At 71.7% G+C, this 17,159-nt stretch carries 13 protein-coding genes; 4 read left to right on the plus strand and 9 right to left on the minus strand.

The annotated features are described in order from the left end of the window. Nucleotides 1-532 precede the first annotated feature (532 nt). A complete protein-coding gene (locus ACFC09_RS01455; protein WP_376522826.1) occupies nucleotides 533-3,280 on the plus strand; it encodes an AAA family ATPase in 2,748 nt (915 codons plus the stop codon). A gap of 241 nt (nucleotides 3,281-3,521) precedes the next feature. On the opposite strand, the gene ACFC09_RS01460 is transcribed toward ACFC09_RS01455, so the two are convergent. The 4 genes from ACFC09_RS01460 to ACFC09_RS01475 all read right to left on the minus strand — a co-directional run bounded on the left by ACFC09_RS01460 (nucleotide 3,522) and on the right by ACFC09_RS01475 (nucleotide 7,172). Beyond that, the gene (locus ACFC09_RS01460) at nucleotides 3,522-4,655 is read right to left on the minus strand and encodes an FAD-dependent oxidoreductase (protein ID WP_376522603.1); all 1,134 of its coding nucleotides are present in this window, start codon (nucleotides 4,653-4,655) and stop codon (nucleotides 3,522-3,524) included. A gap of 453 nt (nucleotides 4,656-5,108) precedes the next feature. Beyond that, nucleotides 5,109-5,237: a hypothetical protein gene (locus ACFC09_RS01465; RefSeq protein ID WP_376522605.1), complete on the minus strand. Its 129-nt coding sequence runs from the start codon at nucleotides 5,235-5,237 to the stop codon at nucleotides 5,109-5,111. A gap of 128 nt (nucleotides 5,238-5,365) precedes the next feature. After that, nucleotides 5,366-6,361, minus strand: coding sequence for a class I SAM-dependent methyltransferase (locus ACFC09_RS01470; protein WP_376522607.1), 996 nt, complete (start codon nucleotides 6,359-6,361; stop codon nucleotides 5,366-5,368). A gap of 232 nt (nucleotides 6,362-6,593) precedes the next feature. Beyond that, entirely contained in the window at nucleotides 6,594-7,172 is a 579-nt protein-coding gene (locus tag ACFC09_RS01475; protein WP_376522609.1) for a TetR/AcrR family transcriptional regulator, read from the minus strand. Nucleotides 7,173-7,263: 91 nt separating this feature from the next. On the opposite strand from ACFC09_RS01475, the gene ACFC09_RS01480 reads away from it, so the two are divergent. Together ACFC09_RS01480 and ACFC09_RS01485 are read left to right on the plus strand one after the other, a co-directional pair. After that, a complete protein-coding gene (locus ACFC09_RS01480; protein ID WP_376522610.1) occupies nucleotides 7,264-7,710 on the plus strand; it encodes an anthrone oxygenase family protein in 447 nt (148 codons plus the stop codon). Nucleotides 7,711-8,033: 323 nt separating this feature from the next. Further along, nucleotides 8,034-9,269, plus strand: coding sequence for a cytochrome P450 (locus ACFC09_RS01485; protein ID WP_376522611.1), 1,236 nt, complete (start codon nucleotides 8,034-8,036; stop codon nucleotides 9,267-9,269). Nucleotides 9,270-9,522: 253 nt separating this feature from the next. Here ACFC09_RS01485 and ACFC09_RS01490 read toward each other — a convergent pair whose 3' ends face one another. The 5 genes from ACFC09_RS01490 to ACFC09_RS01510 form a co-directional block, all read right to left on the minus strand. Then, entirely contained in the window at nucleotides 9,523-10,113 is a 591-nt protein-coding gene (locus tag ACFC09_RS01490) for a DUF308 domain-containing protein (protein ID WP_376522613.1), read from the minus strand. A gap of 42 nt (nucleotides 10,114-10,155) precedes the next feature. Then, nucleotides 10,156-11,775: a DUF6351 family protein gene (locus tag ACFC09_RS01495; protein ID WP_376522615.1), complete on the minus strand. Its 1,620-nt coding sequence runs from the start codon at nucleotides 11,773-11,775 to the stop codon at nucleotides 10,156-10,158. 379 nt (nucleotides 11,776-12,154) lie between these two features. After that, the gene (locus ACFC09_RS01500; protein WP_376522617.1) at nucleotides 12,155-14,605 is read right to left on the minus strand and encodes a SpoIIE family protein phosphatase; all 2,451 of its coding nucleotides are present in this window, start codon (nucleotides 14,603-14,605) and stop codon (nucleotides 12,155-12,157) included. Nucleotides 14,606-14,896: 291 nt separating this feature from the next. Beyond that, nucleotides 14,897-15,589, minus strand: a complete 693-nt coding sequence (locus tag ACFC09_RS01505) for a cytochrome b/b6 domain-containing protein (RefSeq protein WP_376522619.1) — start codon at nucleotides 15,587-15,589, stop codon at nucleotides 14,897-14,899. Continuing rightward, a complete protein-coding gene (locus ACFC09_RS01510; RefSeq protein ID WP_376522621.1) occupies nucleotides 15,537-16,259 on the minus strand; it encodes a molybdopterin-dependent oxidoreductase in 723 nt (240 codons plus the stop codon). Before ACFC09_RS01510 ends, ACFC09_RS01505 begins: the two co-directional genes overlap by 53 nt. Nucleotides 16,260-16,499: 240 nt before the next feature. Here ACFC09_RS01510 and ACFC09_RS01515 point away from each other — a divergent pair, with 240 nt between their 5' ends. After that, nucleotides 16,500-17,063 carry a CGNR zinc finger domain-containing protein gene (locus ACFC09_RS01515; RefSeq protein ID WP_376522623.1) on the plus strand — a complete coding sequence of 188 codons (564 nt, stop codon included), beginning with the start codon at nucleotides 16,500-16,502 and terminating at the stop codon, nucleotides 17,061-17,063. Nucleotides 17,064-17,159: the final 96 nt, after the last annotated feature.

Below are 17,159 nucleotides of genomic sequence, written 5' to 3' on the forward strand. Positions count from 1 at the left end.
GCAACGGAATGCACGGCGGTGCGGAGCCGAAAGGTGTCTCGGGTGTCTTCCTCACATGTGCCCATTGCCGGAGGGAGTCGTTCATACCTGCTGAAACCCGTCATTCCGATACTGTGAAATCCGTCCCGTATGCGAATCCTTCGACTTTCCGGATGACGTGAGCCATGTCGGGCGTCTACGCTGCTTGGCGGTGGTCCGGGTGGAGCGGGAGGAAGTCGATGAGCAGCGACTACGCTGTTCAGGGGCAGGCACCGACCAGCCCCTTCCGCCCTGCGCGATTCCAGACGTGTGATGACGTGGTCACGATCCGCATGCGTGCGCGGTCAGCCGCGTCGGACGACGGCCGGGCGGATTCTCGTCGTACGCATATCCTTCGGAAACAGGACCCTGATCCGCCTCGGGGCGGCGCGGGGAGACAGGGCACGTTGTGTGCATGCGCACCGACGGCAGGCACGGGTGCGGGTGCGGGTGTGATCGGACCGAGGTGGTCCGGCGTGAAGGGAGCGGGACCGTGGAGTCACTCGGCGGAGCGATGATCGGCCGTGAGAGTGAGCGGGAAACACTGTCCGCGTTCGTCAGCAACTCCGGAGGACAGGCCCTGACCCTGCGGGGCGAGACGGGTGTGGGCAAGACCGCCCTGCTCGATCACGTCGCCCAGCTCGCGGCGCGGGAGGACCACCGGGTGATCCGGGCCGCCGGGGTCGAAGCGGAGTCGGATCTGCCGTTCGCCGGTCTGCACCAGTTCCTTTATCCGCTGCTCTCCCACATCGACCGGCTGGACGACGCGACCCGCACGACGTTCGACGTCGTCTTCCGACGGAGTGAGGACAGACCTCCGTCGGTGATGACCCTCGCCATCGCGGTCCTCGACCTGCTGTCCCTCGCGGCCTCGCAGAAACCTCTCCTGCTGGTGGTCGACGACGGCCAGTGGCTCGACACCTCCAGCGCAGAGGTGTGCGGATTCGCGGGACGCCGGCTCGCCGGCAGCTCGGTGAAGCTCGTCATCGGACTGCGCTCCGACATCCCGTCCCGGTTCGACACGGCCGCCCTGCCGGAACTGCACGTGCCGCCGCTGTCCGAACCGGACGCGGAGAAGCTGCTGGACACGCACCACCCCGGGCTGGAGCCGCAGCTCCGCCGGGTCGTCCTGGACGAGGCCCAGGGCAACCCGCTGGCCCTGCTGGAGCTGCCGCCCTTCCTGAGCGCGGGCCGGACCGGACGCGGCACCGAGGAGTCGTCCGAGTACCGGGGTGTCCCGCTGCCCCGTCGGCTCCAGCACGTCTTCGGAACACGTATCAAGGACCTGAGCGCCACCGTGCGCGCGGAACTGCTGCGCGGCGCCCTGGACGGTGTCGAGGCGGGAAAGGGAACCGGCCGGATCGGCGGCGGCACCCGGTACCGCATGATGGACGCCGACGAGGCGGCCTTCCGCGGCCTCCTGGACATCGACCCGCTCAGCGGCGACTTCGTCTTCCGCCACCCCCTGGTGCGGTCGACCGTCGTCCAGTTGGCGACCCCCAACGAGCGGCGCGCGGCACACGCGGCGCTCGCCCGGGTGCACCAGGACGACATCGAGCGGCATGCCACCCACCTGGCGGCCTCGACGGTGGACCCCGACGAGCGGGTCGCGGCCAAGCTGGAGGCGGCGGCCGGCTCCGCGACCCGGCGCGGTGGCGCACTGGCGGCCATGGCCTGGCTGACCCGCGCCGCGGAGCTGAGCGAGAACCGCGAGGACCGGTCGCGGCGCCTGGGTGACGCGGCCTTCATCGCCGGGCACGCCGCTCTCCTTGAGCAGGCCCAGCGGTTGGTCCACTCCGACGTCGTACCCGGCAGAAACGAATCTCCTTCCTCGACGGTGACGGCTTCCTATCTGGCGCTGTACCAGGACGGCGACGTACGGTCCTCGCGCCGCCAGGTCGTGGCGGCGATCGAGACCATGCGGGAGAACGGGGTCGACGGGCCGGACGAGGTGCTGACCCGCCTGGTGAACCTGCTGCTCGCCATCTGCCAGTACGCGAGCGATCCGGCGTCCTGGCAGGAGACCCGCGAACTCCTCGGCTCGCTGGGCGAGCTGGTTCCGCCGAGATCGCTGGTCTACCGCGACGCGTGGAGCGACGTGGTACGGCACGGCGCCGGCCTGCGCGAGCGGGTCGAGCGTGCCCTGGCGGGCCTCCCGAACCTCGAACCGTGGGAGGTCACGCGCCTGGGTGTCGCGGCGTACCACGTCGATGTGTTGAACCTGTACCGTCCCTACCTCCAGCGCACCGTGGACCGTGAGGTCGAGACCGGGGCGACGTCGAGCGGCATGACCATGCTGCACCTGATCATGCTCGATCAGATGACCGTCGGTGAGTGGGACGAGGCCGAACGCACGGGCCGACGCGGCCTGGAACTGGCGACGACCCGCCAGCACGCCCTCTTCGCCCACCACAGCCGTGCCTATCTGGCCCTCCTCGCCGCCATGCGGGGCGAGATCGACCGCGCGCGCGAGTTGCAGGCCGTCGTCGACGCCTGGGCACGCCCCCGCGGCGTCGGCTTCCTCACCCAGATCGCCGACGCGGTCGGTACGATCGCGGCGCTGAGCGAGGGCGACTACGAAACCGCGTACCTGTACGCCATCGGCATCACGCCCCCCGGCTCGTTCGAGCCCTGCGCCCACCAGGCCCCGCGTACCCTGCTCGACCTCGTCGAGGCGGCGGTGCACACGGGCCGCGCGGAACAGGCCCGCCGGCACGCGGTGGCCGCGCGGGAAGCGGGACTGCCCGACATCTCGCCCCGGCTGGCCCTGATCACCTATGGGGCACTGGCGATGACGGCCGAGGAGGAGAAGGAGGCCGCCGAGATGTACGAGCGGGTCGAAGCCCTCTCGGCCGAGGCCGAGTTCCCGTTCGAACTGGCCCGGATCCGGCTCGCCCACGGCATCCGGATCCGGCACTCGCAGGGCCCCAAGGCCGCCCGGCCCATGCTGACCCGCGCGGCCGAGTCCTTCGAACGGCTCGGCGCCGCGGCCTGGGGCCGGCGGGCCCGTGCCGAGCTGCGGGCCTCCGGAATGTCCGCCCCCGCCTCCTCCGCCCACCTGGCCTCGCTGACCTGGCAGGAACACCGGATCGCCGATCTCGCCGCAGGTGGCCTGACCAACAAGGAGATCGGCGAGCGGATGCACCTGTCCCCGCGCACGGTCAGTTCCCATCTGTACCGGGTGTTCCCCAAACTGGGCATCACCTCTCGCGCGGCGCTGCGCGACGCGTTGGGCAAGACGCCCGTCGACCGGGAGGCGTGAGACCTCCACACGTCCGGGAGGCGTGGGACCTCTGCGTGTCGTCCGGGCGCGGGCTGTCGAACTCCCCGGCCGAACCCGCGCGGGCCGGACAGCGCGCGAGTACGCCCCGATGCCGACCCGATGCCGACCCAAGACCGCCCCGACGGCGGCGAATGCCCCGAGGCGGGGTCGTAGCCGGTCGCGCAGTTCCTCGCTCCCCCTCAGAGCGCTGCCGAACCGCAGCGGGCTTCGCTCGGCGTGCTCAACGGGGCCCTTCGGATCCGGTGAACATGTCGATCAGGCTGTGGGGTGCGGCGTCCCCGAACATGAACTCGTACAACCCGTCGCCGTCCGTGGCGGCTTCGGCGCTGCGGGGGAACATGGCCCGCTCGTATTGGGCGAGTGCGGTCTCGGTGTCGTCGGGGGGTGCGGCGAGGGCCTCGCCGAGTTCGGCGCCGTCGAGCATGGCCAGGTTGGCGCCTTCGCCGTTCGGGGCCGCGAGGTGCGCGGCGTCGCCGACCAGGGTCACCCCCGGCACCCGGTCCCACCGGTGCCCGACGGGCAGGGTGTAGAGCGGACGCAGCACCGGCACGGTGTCGCTGTCGGTGATCAGCGCGGTGAGTTCCGGTGCCCAGCCGTCGAATTCGCGCGCGATCCGGGCGGTGGCCGCCGCGGCGTCGGTGAAGTCGACGGCGGCGAACCAGTCCCGCGGCTTGGACAGCGCCACGTAGGTGTGCAACGTGCCGCCGCTCTCGTGGTGGGCCTGGATCCCCTTCCCGGGTGCGAGCGCGAGCATCGATCCGCCGCCGACCGCCTTCGCGGCGGCAGGGTGCCGGGTCTCGCCCTCGAACAGATAGGTCTCGACGAAGGACATGCCGGTGTACCGGGGGGTGGCGGTGGAGAGCAGCGGGCGGACCCGTGACCAGGCGCCGTCCGCGCCGACCAGCAGGGTCGTGGTGACGGTGCTGCCGTCGGCGAAGGACACCTCGTGGCGCCCGTCGCCGAGCGCCCGGACACCGTTGGCCTTCTGCCCCCACCGGACGGTGCCCGCCGGGAGCGATTCGAGCAGGATCCGCCGCAACTCGCCGCGCTGCACCTCGGGGCGTGTGCCCGTGCCGTCGTCGGGTGTGTCGAGCAGGACGTTCCCGTCCCGGTCGAGAACCCGCATCGCCTGGCGGCCCGCCAGGACGAGGGCATGGAACTCGTCCATCAGGCCGGCCGCCTCAAGGGCGGGCTGCCCGTTGTAGTCGTGTATGTCGAGCATCCCGCCCTGCGCACGGGCCGACGGGGAGGGCTCCCCTTCGTAGACCGTGACCGGGATGCCGTGGACGTGCAGAACGCGGGCCAGGGTGAGCCCGCCGAGTCCTGCGCCGATGATCGTGACCGGAGTGGTCATGGTGCTTCCTTCCTGATCGCGGACCGCTGGGCGGGCCCCCGGCCGAGCACATCGGGAGCGCCGTCCCAGTGAGTCGGCACGGTGTGCTGACGTGGCCGGCGGCGCCGTTGCGGACCGTTGCCGACCAGCGCCGACCGATGCCGACCGTTGCCGACCGTTGCCAGGATTCCGGCAGCCGTCGACAGACCACCGACAGCGCGCCGTCCACCGCCGACAGCCGACCTACACCGGCTCCGGCTCCGGCTCCGGCCCCGGGCCGGCCGTCAGGGGCCGGGCGGAGCGCCGATCAGCATGCGCACCTGCCGACGCCGTCGCCGACGCGTCGCGCCAGGCGTGATGTCCAGGGCCGGGTCCGCGTCCGCTTCATATGTCGATGGTCTTCCGCGCGTATGTGACGAACTGGGTGCGCTTCGACGCCGCATGGTTCAGGAATCGCCGGATGCGTGCGGAGCCCTAATCGGAGGCGGGAAGGGTGGCGCCCTCTCCGAGGGTGTACGAGTCGATCGTGGCGACGCGGGCGGAGAGCGACTGGGAGAACTCCTCCGCCATGCGGGCCAGTTTCTCCGGTCCCTCGATCTCCACGGTCGCCTGGGCGTGACGACGCTCGGGAGGTTGCTGCTACAGGAGTCCGGTTCGGGCGCTCTTGTGTCGTTTCCCGCGTGATGTGGCGGTAGTCGGCAAGCATCCGCACCGATGCCCCGGGGCCGGGTTCAGCCCGTGGCGCGCCGGGCCGCCACGAGGACAGGGCCGCCCGGCACCGTGGGAAAGGTCCGTGACTCCCGCAGGCCGAGTGACTCCAGGACCTCGGTCATCCGTGCCGTGTCGTAGGAGTTGCCGCCGTTGCGCACCGCGAGCCACTGGCCCACCGACCGGCGCAGCGCGTCACCGGCGGCCGGGTTGGTGCCCACCACGAGCCAGCCGCCCGGCACCAGGGCCGACGCGAGGCGGGGCAGGGCGGACCGCAACGCCCCCTCGGACAGGAAGGGGGCCGGCAGCCAGACGAGCGCGTAGGCGTCGCGTTCCAGCACGTCAGCCGCGTCCTGCCGGCGGAAGGACACCCGGGCGGCCACCGCCGGGTCCGCCCCGGCCAGTTCCTGCCGGGCCAGGCGCAGCGCCCGCTCCATTACGTCGATGCCCGTCACCCGGGCGTGCGGGAGGGACTCGGCCAGGGCCTGGGCGAGCAGCCCCACACCGGTGCCCACGTCGAGGACGCGGCTCCCCTCGGCGGCCAGCAGGTCCGCGGCGCCGGCGAGCTGCGGCACGACCTTCCCGGCCAGCGCGCGACCGGTCCCGGCCGACGCCCGGCCCTGGCCGAGCAGCACCTCGTCGGTCTGTGCCGCCCAGCCGCCCTGCGGCGCACCGGCCGGTGGGGCGGCCGCGGCGGCGACCGCCTGGCGCAGCGAGCTGAGTTTGGCCTCCACCGCGCTGCGCGCGTCGGCACCGTCCGCGGGTCGCAGCGTGGGGTGCACGTCGAATCCGTCGCCGGTCCTGCTCAGCAGACCGACGCTCGCCAGGACCGCGGCACGCTGCGGATCGGCGGCGAGGACGTCTTCGAGGGGTTCCGTGAGCGCCTGCCGCTGGGTGCTCACCACCGCGGCCATGGCCCACACCGCGGCTTCCAGCACGGCGACGGGGTCTTCGCCCAGGCCGGGCAGGGGCACGGCGTGATCCGGGGACGCGCCCGCGGGTCCGGACACATTTGGCATGAGCACCCCTTGAACATGTATCTCGCGATAGAAAAATATGTGTGGTCATGACTCTAGGACGCGTATGAGGTCGTGATCAATGAGCACCCGCGGTTTCCGGGGCGGGTGCCTCGCCGGGGGACGGGGGCGGGCGATCTGCGCTGCGCCGCGCGGGCGCGAGTGACCGAAGGCGATGCCGCGTGCAGGGAGCGGGGTCCGAGGACCCTGACGGTGTGTCCGCCGGGACGGTGCGTCAGTGCTTGGCGAGGCGGTCCACCAGCAGCTCCGTCCTCCGCTCGGTGTCCTCCGGGGGCAGCCGTCCGGCCCGGGTCAGGGTCGCCAGCCCGTGCAGGGCCGCCCAGAACACCTCGGTGAACAGTGCCGGGTGGACGCCGTCGCCTGCGACCTCTCCGAGGCTCTCCAGCAGGGCGGCGAAGGCGTCCTTCAGGGGTTGCGGGGTGTCCTCGTCCGCGAACGCAAGGCCGCCGTCGAGCTGGAACATGGCGTCGTAGACCGCCGGGTTGCGTGCGGCGAAGTCGAGGTAGGCGCGGGCGAGGGCGGTGACCCGGGCGCGCGGGCCGTCCGCGGCGGAGGCCGCGGCCCGCAGCGCCGCGGCCATCTCGGCGGCGCCTTCGAGGGCGACAGCGCCGATGATCTCGCGCTTGCCGCGGAAGTGGCTGTAGAGGACGGGCTGGCTGTATTCGATGCGCTCGGCGAGCCGACGGGTGGTGACCGCGTCCCAGCCCTGCCGCTCGGCGAGTTCGCGGGCCGTCGCCAAGATGAGGCGTTCGCGGTCCGCGCGTTCGCGCTCCTTGCGTTCCTGTACCGACATGCGTCGATCCTAGCACCGCTAGACATTCGAGCGGCAGTAGAACTAGCTTTGCCTCATCACCTAGCGGCGCTAGATCCCTGGAGGGGTCATCATGCTCAACGCAATCGAGGTCGTCACCACCGTGGTCGTCGGCGTGATGGTGGGGGTGGAGTTCTCCGTCGCCTTCTTCGTCAACCCGATCCTCGACCGCCTCCCCGGCGACAACGGCCTGCACGGCCGCACCCACGGGGCCCGGCTGCTCGGCGCCGTGATGCCGTTCTGGTACATCGCCTCGCTCGTCCTCGTCGCGGTCTGGGCCATCGCCGGACGGCACCACCACGACACCGGCCTCGTCGTCACCGCCGCCGCGCTGCTGATCCTCAGCGTGATCATGTCGATCGTGCTGCTCGTCCCGATCAACAACCGGGGCAAGACGTGGACCACCGAGAACCTGCCCGCCGACTGGAAGCAGCAGATGAACCGCTGGGACCGCTTCCACTACGTCCGCGTCGCCGTCATCATCGCCGCCTTCGCCCTGCTGGTCGCCGCCCTCACCTGAGCCCCCGGGGCCGTCAGGAGGCCACGGCCGGGACTGCGGGCAGCGGACCCGGACGCGCCCGGCCGGGCTCTGCGCGGGGGCCGTGAACCCCGGCCGAGTGCTTGTTCGTTGTCCCAGATGGAGACCCCCCGCCGCCAAGATGGTGATTGGCTGGTCACGGGCGGCGGGGCAGAAGTGGTCGTCCTCGCACGCTTGCCTGCGGGGGCGACCGCTTCGTACCGGCTCCCGAAGCCGGCCACCAGGTGCGCAACGCCCTACCGGGGCGCGCAGCCCACCGTACCGACCCGCCCGGGAACCTGGGCCCGCAGACCGGGGAGAACCGTATGAACCCGCAGGAAGACCAGTGCCCCCACCGGAACGGGAGGGTGGTCCTGAACCCCGCGTTCAAGGCGGACGCCCCCGCGCAGTACGCCAGGCTGCGGGCGCTCGGTCCCATCCACCCGGCCGAGTTCCACCTGGGTCTGAAGGGCTGGGTGGTCGTCGGGCACGATCTGGCCCGGGAGGCGCTGACCCACCCGGCGCTGCTGAAGGACGACCGGCCGGCCGCCGACGCCCTGGCCGCCGCGGGATACGTACTGCATCAGCCCGGGGTGGGACTCGGCGCGCAGATGCTGGAGGCCGATCCGCCGGAGCACACCCGGCTGCGCCGGCTGGCCGCGGGGGCCATGACACCGCGGCGCACGGCCGAACTGGCCCCGCGCATCCAGCAGATCGCGGACGACCTCATTGACGCCATGCCACTCGCCGGTGAGATCGATCTCGTGGAGTCGTTCAACGCGCCGTTGCCAGTGGCCGTCATCGCCGAGCTGCTCGGCATCCCGGTGGAGCACCGGGAGGACTTCCGGCGCTGGTCGAGCCACGCCCTTCAGGTCGCCTCGCCGGAACACCGCCCGGCGCTTGCCGGTCTGCACGGCCTGCTGCGCGGCCTCATCGCGGACAAACGGCACGCCCCCGCGGACGATCTGCTGTCCGCGCTGGTGGCCGTCCGGGACGAGGACGACGGTCGGCTGTCGGAGGAGGAACTGGTCGGTACGGCCCTGATGTTGACGGTCGCGGGCCATGAGACCACCGTCAATCTGCTGGGCAATGCGACCCTCGCACTGCTGCGCCGCCCCGACCAGTTGCGGCTGCTGCGGGACAGTCCCGAGCTGATGCCCGGGGCGGTGGAGGAGTTCCTGCGGTTCGACACCTCGGTCGAGCGGTCCACGAACCGCTTCGCGTCCGAGGACATCGAGTTGGGCGGGGTGCGGATCCCCCGGGGCGGCATCGTCGCGGTGGCGCTCGGCTCGGCCGGGCACGACGCCCAGCAGGCCGCCGGGCAGGATCCCGCTGTGCTCGACGTCGCCCGTCCGCACGCCCGCCATCTGGCCTTCGGCCACGGCGTCCACTACTGCCTCGGTGCCCCGCTGGCCCGGCTGGAGGCGACCATCGCGTTGCGCACCCTGCTGGCCCGGGTGACCGAGCTGGAGTTGGCCGTTCCGGTGGACTCCCTCCGGTGGATCCCGTCCGGGATCATGCGGGGAGCGGTGTCGCTGCCGGTGCGCTACCGCATCGGCTGAGCGCGCTCCGGCGCGGGCGCGGGGTCGGCCGCACACCCGGTGAGCCGGTGAGCCGGTGAGCCGGTGAGCCGGTGAGCCGGTGAGCCGGTGAGCCGGTGAGCCGGTGACGAGCGTGGAGGACACCGAAGGGGTGGCGGTCCCGGTCGGGGGCGCCACCCCTTCCGGGTGAATCGGGCGGGTGAATCGGGCGGGTGGCACGGAAGGGCCCGGTCCGCACCCGTGCGGGTGCGGACCGGGAGACGCGACGTGGGGCTCAGGCGGTCCGGGTCCGCAGCTGGCGGGCCTTCCAGCCCAGCAGCACGGCCTGGGCGATGAAGAACACGCCGCCGCCCGTGGCGTAGACGGCCAGCACGTCCAGCGACGGATCGTCGCCCGCGGCCTGGATGTTGTAGGTGATGCCGACGAGGAAGGACAGGCCGCCCGCGATCAGCATCGGCCACTGCTTGCCCAGCTCCGGGCCGCGCCGCCGCAGCCCCACCACCACCTGGGCCGCTCCGGAGAGGATCGCCCAGGCGCCGAACACATGGAGCACCGGCGCCACTCCCCCGGCCCCCGCGATGCCGACGGCGAGGGCGGCGAGGGTGCTGAGCACCCCGTTGAACGTCGTCACCTGACGCTCCGACCCCGCCGGCAGGGCACGGCGGTCGATGAACGAGGAGACCGCGTCGATCAGCGGGTAGACGACCAGCAGGGTGATCGCCAGGGCGTCCACGCTCTCGTGGGCTCCGGCGAAGACGGCGGCCCACGCGACGGCCAGGATGCCTCGGGACAGGTAGAGCCTCAGCAGGGAGGAGCGCTCACCGGCCGCCGTGGGCGCTCCGGGTGTCGCGGTGTTGGTGCTCATGGTGGTGGGGCCTTTCTGGGGTGACGTGCGTCGTGGGGAGGATCAGTGCCGGGTGTCTCGGACGCAGCGGAAGCTGTCGGCGGCGGCCGGGTCACCGTGGCCCTTGTAGCGGGACACCATCGGGTAGGCGCACAGGTCACGGGTGACCTGTCGGCCGGCGGAGTTCGTCAGCGTGGCGGTCAGCGTCTTCGGGGCCTTGCCGTGCTCGACCCAGGTCCGCAGGGCGCCGAGGTCGTCGGTCTGGCCGGTGAGGCCGCAGTGGGCCGTGCCCGGGGCGAGGAAGAGGCGGTAGAAGTCGTCGACGCGCTGTGCGCCGCCCATCTTCCGCTCGACCTGCTTGCGGTACTGCACCGTGCCCTGGGTGGGGATGAGCTGGTCCTCCTGGCCGTGCCAGGTGAGCAGCTTGCCGCCGGACCTGCGGAAGGCCGACAGATCCGGGTCGTCGGAGCCGATGACCTTGTCGTACTCGGCCTGGGACTGCTTGAACAGCTGGGTGAACTGGCTGTAGGTGATGGTCGAGACGTCGAATGACGGCTGCTTCTTCAGCCAGGTCGCCACCCAGGAGGCGGGGACGGGGAACGGCGCGCCCTTGAGGTTGCCGTCGGTGCCGGGCAGGGTGCCCGCCAGGTTCGGGAAGCCGAGCGAGGCCCCGATCGGCACGCCGGACCACAGCTTGCTGCCCGACGCGGTGCGCGGGCCGTCCCAGATCTTGCGGACCACGGCCGCGTCGGCCGCCGTGATGGTCACCTGCTTGCCGTTGCACTCCAGCGTGGTGCCGATCAGCTTGCGCGGGTCGAAGTCACACCGGTTCGGGTCCTCGACCAGGCCGTCCTTGACGCCGTCGAGCGGGTCGCAGGCCTTGACCGCGGCGGCGTTGAACGCGTTGAACTCGCAGTCGGTCGGGTAGGTCTTCGACTCGTTCATCACCACCTGCGGCCACAGGGTGGCGACCTCGAACTCGTCCCAGTTGATGGCGGGCGCGTTGGCGAGGATGCCGTCGTAGTCGTCGGGGTGGCGCTGGGCCTCCATGTAGCCCTGACGGCCGCCGGTCGAGCAGCCGTTGAAGTACGAGTAGGAGGCGGCCCGGCCGTAGAAGCCGTCGATGACCTCCTTGGCGACCACCGCCGTCTCGTGCTCGGACCGGGAGGCGAAGTTCTCCAGGAGCGCCGTGTCGACCTGGCCCTTGCTGTTCAGCCCCCAGCTGGTGTCCAGGTAGGTCCCGACGCCGGCGTCGGTGGTCGCGGCGGCGTAGCCGTTCTTGACCGCGGCGGCGAGGCCCGATCCGTAGTCGCCGGCGGCGTAGGCGCTGCCGCCGACCGTCTGCAGGCGGCCGTTCCAGTCGTTCTGCGGCAGCCAGACCTTCACCTTGGCGTGGTCGCCCTGGCCCGGATGGGTCAGCGTGACGGTCACGTCGCAGTAGGCGGGTACGTCGGGCACCTGCGCGGCGTCCAGCGGCGGGATGGCGGGCACGTCCACCGTGCCGGCCGGGCGGCTGACCGAGGTCACGTTCTCCACCTCGGTGCCGGCCGGTGCCTTCACGCCGATGGACGAGCAGGTACGCGGGGCGGAGGCGGAGCTCCCGGTGTCCGCCGAGGCGGTCGGCAGGAACACCGCCCCGGCCAGCGGCACACCGGCCGCGAGGACGGTCAGAAGTCGTCTCATGACTTTCCTATCCAGAAGTAGGTGTCTGCCTGGGACGGTGACACATGTCTTTCGCGTGTCTCCGGCCCAGGTATCGGGAAGAGAATGACACGAACATGTGTAACCGGTCAAGCAGGTTACGGGGGTGACAAGGGAAGCAGGGCGCGGGCGGCCAGAACTCCACCGAGGTCGACGTCACCCACTCTGGCCCGGGTCTCTCCCCGGCACATCAGTCAGTTGACGGTCACCGCGGCAGCGCCGTACCGAATCGCCCGCGTACCGGAACGGCACCGCCAGGACAGAGACCGGCCGCGGAAAGAAACGGCTGGCCACCGATGTGCGCGCCGTTCTGAAGACACACGTGTCCACCCGTCCGGCAGACACATACAGGTCAGACCCCTTAGGTCATTCGACGGTCCGCCGCCTCCCGAACGTCCACTTCGAGCCAGACGGTCTTGCCCCGGCCGTTCGGTGAGGTGTTCCACGCGCGGGCCAGCGCGTCGACTAGGAAGAGGCCGCGCCCGTGCTCGGCCCGGCTGCTCCCCTCCTCCGACAGGGAGTACAGGGCGGGCACGGGCGGGTCGGTGTCCTCGTCCCGCACCTCAAGCCGGACGCGGTTCCCGAGGAACCTGATGCGGATGTCGACGTCGCTGCCCGCGTGGACCAGGGCGTTGGTCACGACCTCCGACGTCAGGAGCTGGAGATCGTCCGACAGGTCCGCCAGTCCCCAGTCACGCAGGCGCTCGTGCACGAAACCACGGGCCTGTGCGACCGCGCGCAGGTCACGCCGGTGGATGTGCAGCCGCCCGGTCCGAGGCGTCGCCGTGTCGTCCGCTCCTTCGTAGCGGGCCAGGAGCAGCGCCATGTCGTCGCGCCGCCCGCACGAGCCGGTCATGCCCTGCAACAGGCGATCGGCCAGGTCTTCGAGGTTGTCGCCCGCTTCCCTGCCGATGGTCGCCAGCAGTTCGGAGGCACCCGTCCCGCCGGGATCGACGGGATCGAGCAGCCCGTCCGAGTAGAGCATGAGCAACGCGCCGGTCGGCAGGGTGTGCTTCCAGGCGTGGTAAGGCGTGCCGTCGGTCAGCCCGAGCGGGACGTTCGCGGGTGCCCGCAGTGGACGCACGGTGCCGTCGGGCAGCCTGAGAAGCGGCGTCGGGTGCCCCGCCAGCGCCACCTCGGCCGTTCCGTCGTCGGTGTCCAGGGCCACCACACAGCAGGTGGCGAGGAGGTCGGTGCCGAGCCGCGCCAGCAGGGCGCCGGTCCGTTGCAGCAGGGCCGCCGGCCCATGGCCCTCGGCGGCGTAGGCGGCCACGGCGCTGCGCAGCTGACCCATGACGGCGGCGCTCTCGATCGTGTGCCCCTCGACGTCGCCGATGACCAGCGCGACGCGGTCGTCCGGCATCCGGATCACGTCGTACCAGTCGCCGCCCGTCTCCCCGCAGACCGTGGCCGGCTGGTACCGGGCCGCGGTGCTGAGCCGGGGCACCTCGGTGAGCGCGGAGGGCAGCAGCCGCGCCTGGACGTTCTCGGCGAATGCCTTGCACCGGGCACCCAGCACGACCCGCTCGACCGCCGAACCGAGCAGCCCGGCCATCATGCTCAGCACGGCCATCTCCTCGGGCGCGAAGCTCCGCGGTCCGCCGAAGGTCAGACAGCAGACCCCGACGGTGTGGTCGTCCCTGGCGATCGGCAGATCGACGACGTGCCTGCTGCCGATGAGCGGGAGGCAGGCGAGGGCGTGTCCCCGGTCCCCGGCCACGCCGGACTCACTGTCCAGCGCCACGGCGGCGCGTTCTCGGTCCTTCGCCGTGCCCGTACCCGTACCTGGGCCCGGACCCGACTCGCCGTCCGGCGCCACCGCGGCGCGTCCCCGGTCCGTCGCCATGCCCGTACCCGTACCCGTACCCGAACCCTGGCCCGGACCCGGACCCGACTCGCCGTCCGGCGGCGCGGGGAAGAACAGGGCCCGCCCGGCCCGGCTCTGCGCGGCCCGAGCCGCGGGTGTACGGGCGTGCGAGGGTGTGCCGTGCACCTCGCGGACGAGACGCGACGACCGGCCGCTGTGTCCCACCACCCACAGGCGGCCGTCGGCCGCGGACGCCAGGGCCATCGCCTGGGCGCGGAAGGGCGCCCTGAGACAGAACTCCGCCGCCGCGGTGATGTGCTCCATGGTCGTCGCCCGGTTCAGCATGGCGGCCAGCCGGTGCAGGGGATACATCAGGCTCATCCCGGCGGACCCGGCGACGCCCGGCACTCCCCAGGTGATCTCGGGTATGCCGGGCGACGGCGAGGGCGCCCGAGTGCCGAACACCGGAACCAGCAGCGGGAGGTTCCCGGGTGTCAGCACGGCGCCCTGGTCCAGGAGGCCGGCCAGGGCGGCGGCGTGCCGGTCGCCGATCCGGCGCAGTCGCCGACGGTCCAGGTCGCTGTACCCGCCGCTGTCCGCGGTGCGCAGCACCGTCAGGGAACCGAAGCGGTCCTCGCCCTGCATGAGGGGAACCGCGGCGACGGTGTACGGGTAGGCCACGGTGCCGGGCTCCGGTTCCCGCTGCGGGTCCGGGTCGGCCAGGAACGCGGGCTCGCGGGTGACCAGCGCGTGAGCGGAGGCGTACAGGGTGTCCAGGGCCATCCGACCGGGCAGGGTCAGCACGGCGGGCGGGCTGCCGCCGATCACGGCCGGCCGCAGCTCGCTGCCGTCGGCGGTCAGCAGATACACGGCCGCGGCGACGGCACCGAGGCGGTGGACCGCCTCGTGGACGGCACAGTGCAGTGCGGCTGCCAGGTCCTCGCCGAGGGCCGATACGGATTCGTCGTCGTGCTTGTCTCCTGCGTGTGGTCGAGTGTCACCCACAGATTTGGTTTCCTGTCCTCATTGCCATGTGTGCCCGGTGCGCCCCGAACGGGAGAGTGCGGCACGGGCGTGTCCCGCCTTGTCGGCCGGGTCTGACGCGGCCCGGCCGAGCAGGTCCGGCGGCGGGTCGCAGCGGCCTGCGGCAGCGGGTCGCCTCCCGCTCCGTAGCGGCGGGTCCGCTCCGTAGCGGCGGGCCGCCCCCGGTCCGCGGCGGCGGGTCGCCCCCCGGTCCGAGGCGGCGGGTCACGGACGGTCTCCGGCGTCACGATGAGACCGCGCCTGAGAGATATGTCACTTATCAACTGGTTTCTCCGCCACCCTACCGAGACGGTCCTCGCGAAGCCATCGGGAATGGTGCAGCTCCGCCCAGGACCGGCTGACGTATCCGGTCCGCATGCCGAGCCTCGCCTCCGGGTCCGCGTACGCCTTGCGCAGATGCCCGAGCAGGACGGCGGTCATCGCCCAGGCGAGACAGTCATGGACGAAGATCGCGCTGGTGCGGGAGATGAAGGGCAGCAGACCCATGAACCACATGAGCAGGCCGGTGAACATCATCATCAGCACGGCGCCGGCGATCCAGCCCGCGTAGAGCTTCTGTCCCGCGTTGAACTTGCCGGCCGGGCGCGCCTGCGGCGAGGTCAGACGCCTGCGGACGGCCCGCAGCCACTGCCGGTCGTACACCGCGAAGCGGTTCAGCCTGCGCAGGTCCGCGCGGAACTCCGCGGACATCAGCCCCAGCAGGAAGGGCACGGGCAGCAGGATGCCCGACCACTCGTGGACGGTGACCATCAGGTGCCGCCGGCCGACGAGCTGGGCGACCGGGCCCAGATACAGACAGGCCGCGGTGACCAGGCACAGCAGCATCAGGCAGCCGGTGGCCCGGTGGACCAGGCGTTCGGCGGTGCTGAACCGGCGGACCCGGCCGGAGACCTCAGGCGGCGGCGTCGTGCCGGTCGGCGTCGTCGAGCCAGCCGTCGACCGCATAACCTCGCTCCTCCCAGAAGCCGGGGACCACCTTGTCGGTGACCTCGATGCCGGACAGCCACTTGGCCGACTTGTAGAAGTACATGGGCGCCACGTACAGGCGGACCGGACCGCCGTGCTCGTGCGTGATCGGCTTGTCCTGCATGTTCAGCGCCACCAGGACGTCGGAGCGGCGGGCCTGCTCCAGGGTGAGGCTTTCGGTGTAGGCGCCGTCGAAGCAGGTGAACCGGACTGCCGTGCCCCGTGACCGCACTCCGGCGGCATCGAGGAGATCGGCCAGTTTCACGCCGGTGAAGGGGGTGTCGTCCACGCGCCATCCGTCGGTGCACAGGACGTCGTGGACGACCCGTGTCTGCGGAAGCGCACGCAGTTCGCCGAGTGAATAGGTCTTCGGCCGGTCGACCAGGCCGCCGATCGTCAACCGGTAGTTCGTCTCGTCCTTGTGCGGCACCGAACCGACGACGCTGTAGTACCGGAAGCCACCCGGGTTGGGCAGCAGGCCGGTCAGCCCGGTCGAGTCGACCTGGGAGGCCGCGGCGAGGAACCTCTCCCACCCGCTCTGCAGGTACGGCGCGGCGGCGAGTCCCGCGGCCCCGGCGCCGAGCACACCCAGCAGGGCGCGCCGCCCCACGGGTGCGCCCTCGGCGCGCCGTCTCGGCTGTGCTGCCATGTTCGCTGCTCCTTCGACATACCTTCGACATACCGGGCGACGGGCTTCACTGCGCGCGGGAATCGCGGTCGAAGGCGTGCCGGCGCGCGCCGACGGCCACGACTGCGATCACGACCCCCACCGAGTCACTGCCTTAACGGGTTACGAGCGTGACATGTCACAGGACTGCCGTCAACATGCCAACCCCTCTAACAGGTTACGGGTCTTGCATGCCTGACTGTCACCCGTCAAAATGGTTACATGAAACCTGACCATGTATTCGTGTGCGGCGACCCCGCGCTCGACTTCGCGGCGACGCTGCGCGCCAGACGATCGTCTCGACTTGAAATGCTCACAACACCGGACCGGCTCGCCGCCTGGTACCGGGAGTCCGGACTCGTCGACTCGGTCACCCCGGCCGGGGAAGCCGACCTCCAGCGGGCGAAGGCCGTCCGGGAGGCCGTCTACGCACTGGTGGCGGCCCGTCGGCTCGGCGAGCGGTACGACGAGAACGCGCTCGCCGAGGTGAACGCCGCGGCGCGCAGGCCCTCCGCGGCACCGCAATTCAGCCCGCCGCGGCGGCGGACGGCGGCGACGCCCGAACAGGCCCTGGCCACCGTGGCCCGGCACGCCGTCGAACTGCTCGGCGGACCGGAGGCACACCTGCTCAAGGAGTGCGGCAACCCCGAGTGCACCCGCGTCTACGTCGACCGTTCCCGGGGCGCACGGCGGCAGTGGTGCGGCATGGAATCCTGCGGGAACAAGGTCAAGGCCGCCACCTACCGCGCCCGGAGGAAGAACGCGCCCGTCCTGGCGGGCCGCTGACCCGCCGCTCTCCTCCGTGCCGCCGCACACGGGTCGTCACGCACGGGTCGTCACGCACGGACCGTCACGCACGGACCGGCGCACACAGGTCGTCAC

Source organism: Streptomyces sp. NPDC056161, assembly GCF_042268025.1.
Classification (GTDB): Bacteria; Actinomycetota; Actinomycetes; order Streptomycetales; family Streptomycetaceae; genus Streptomyces.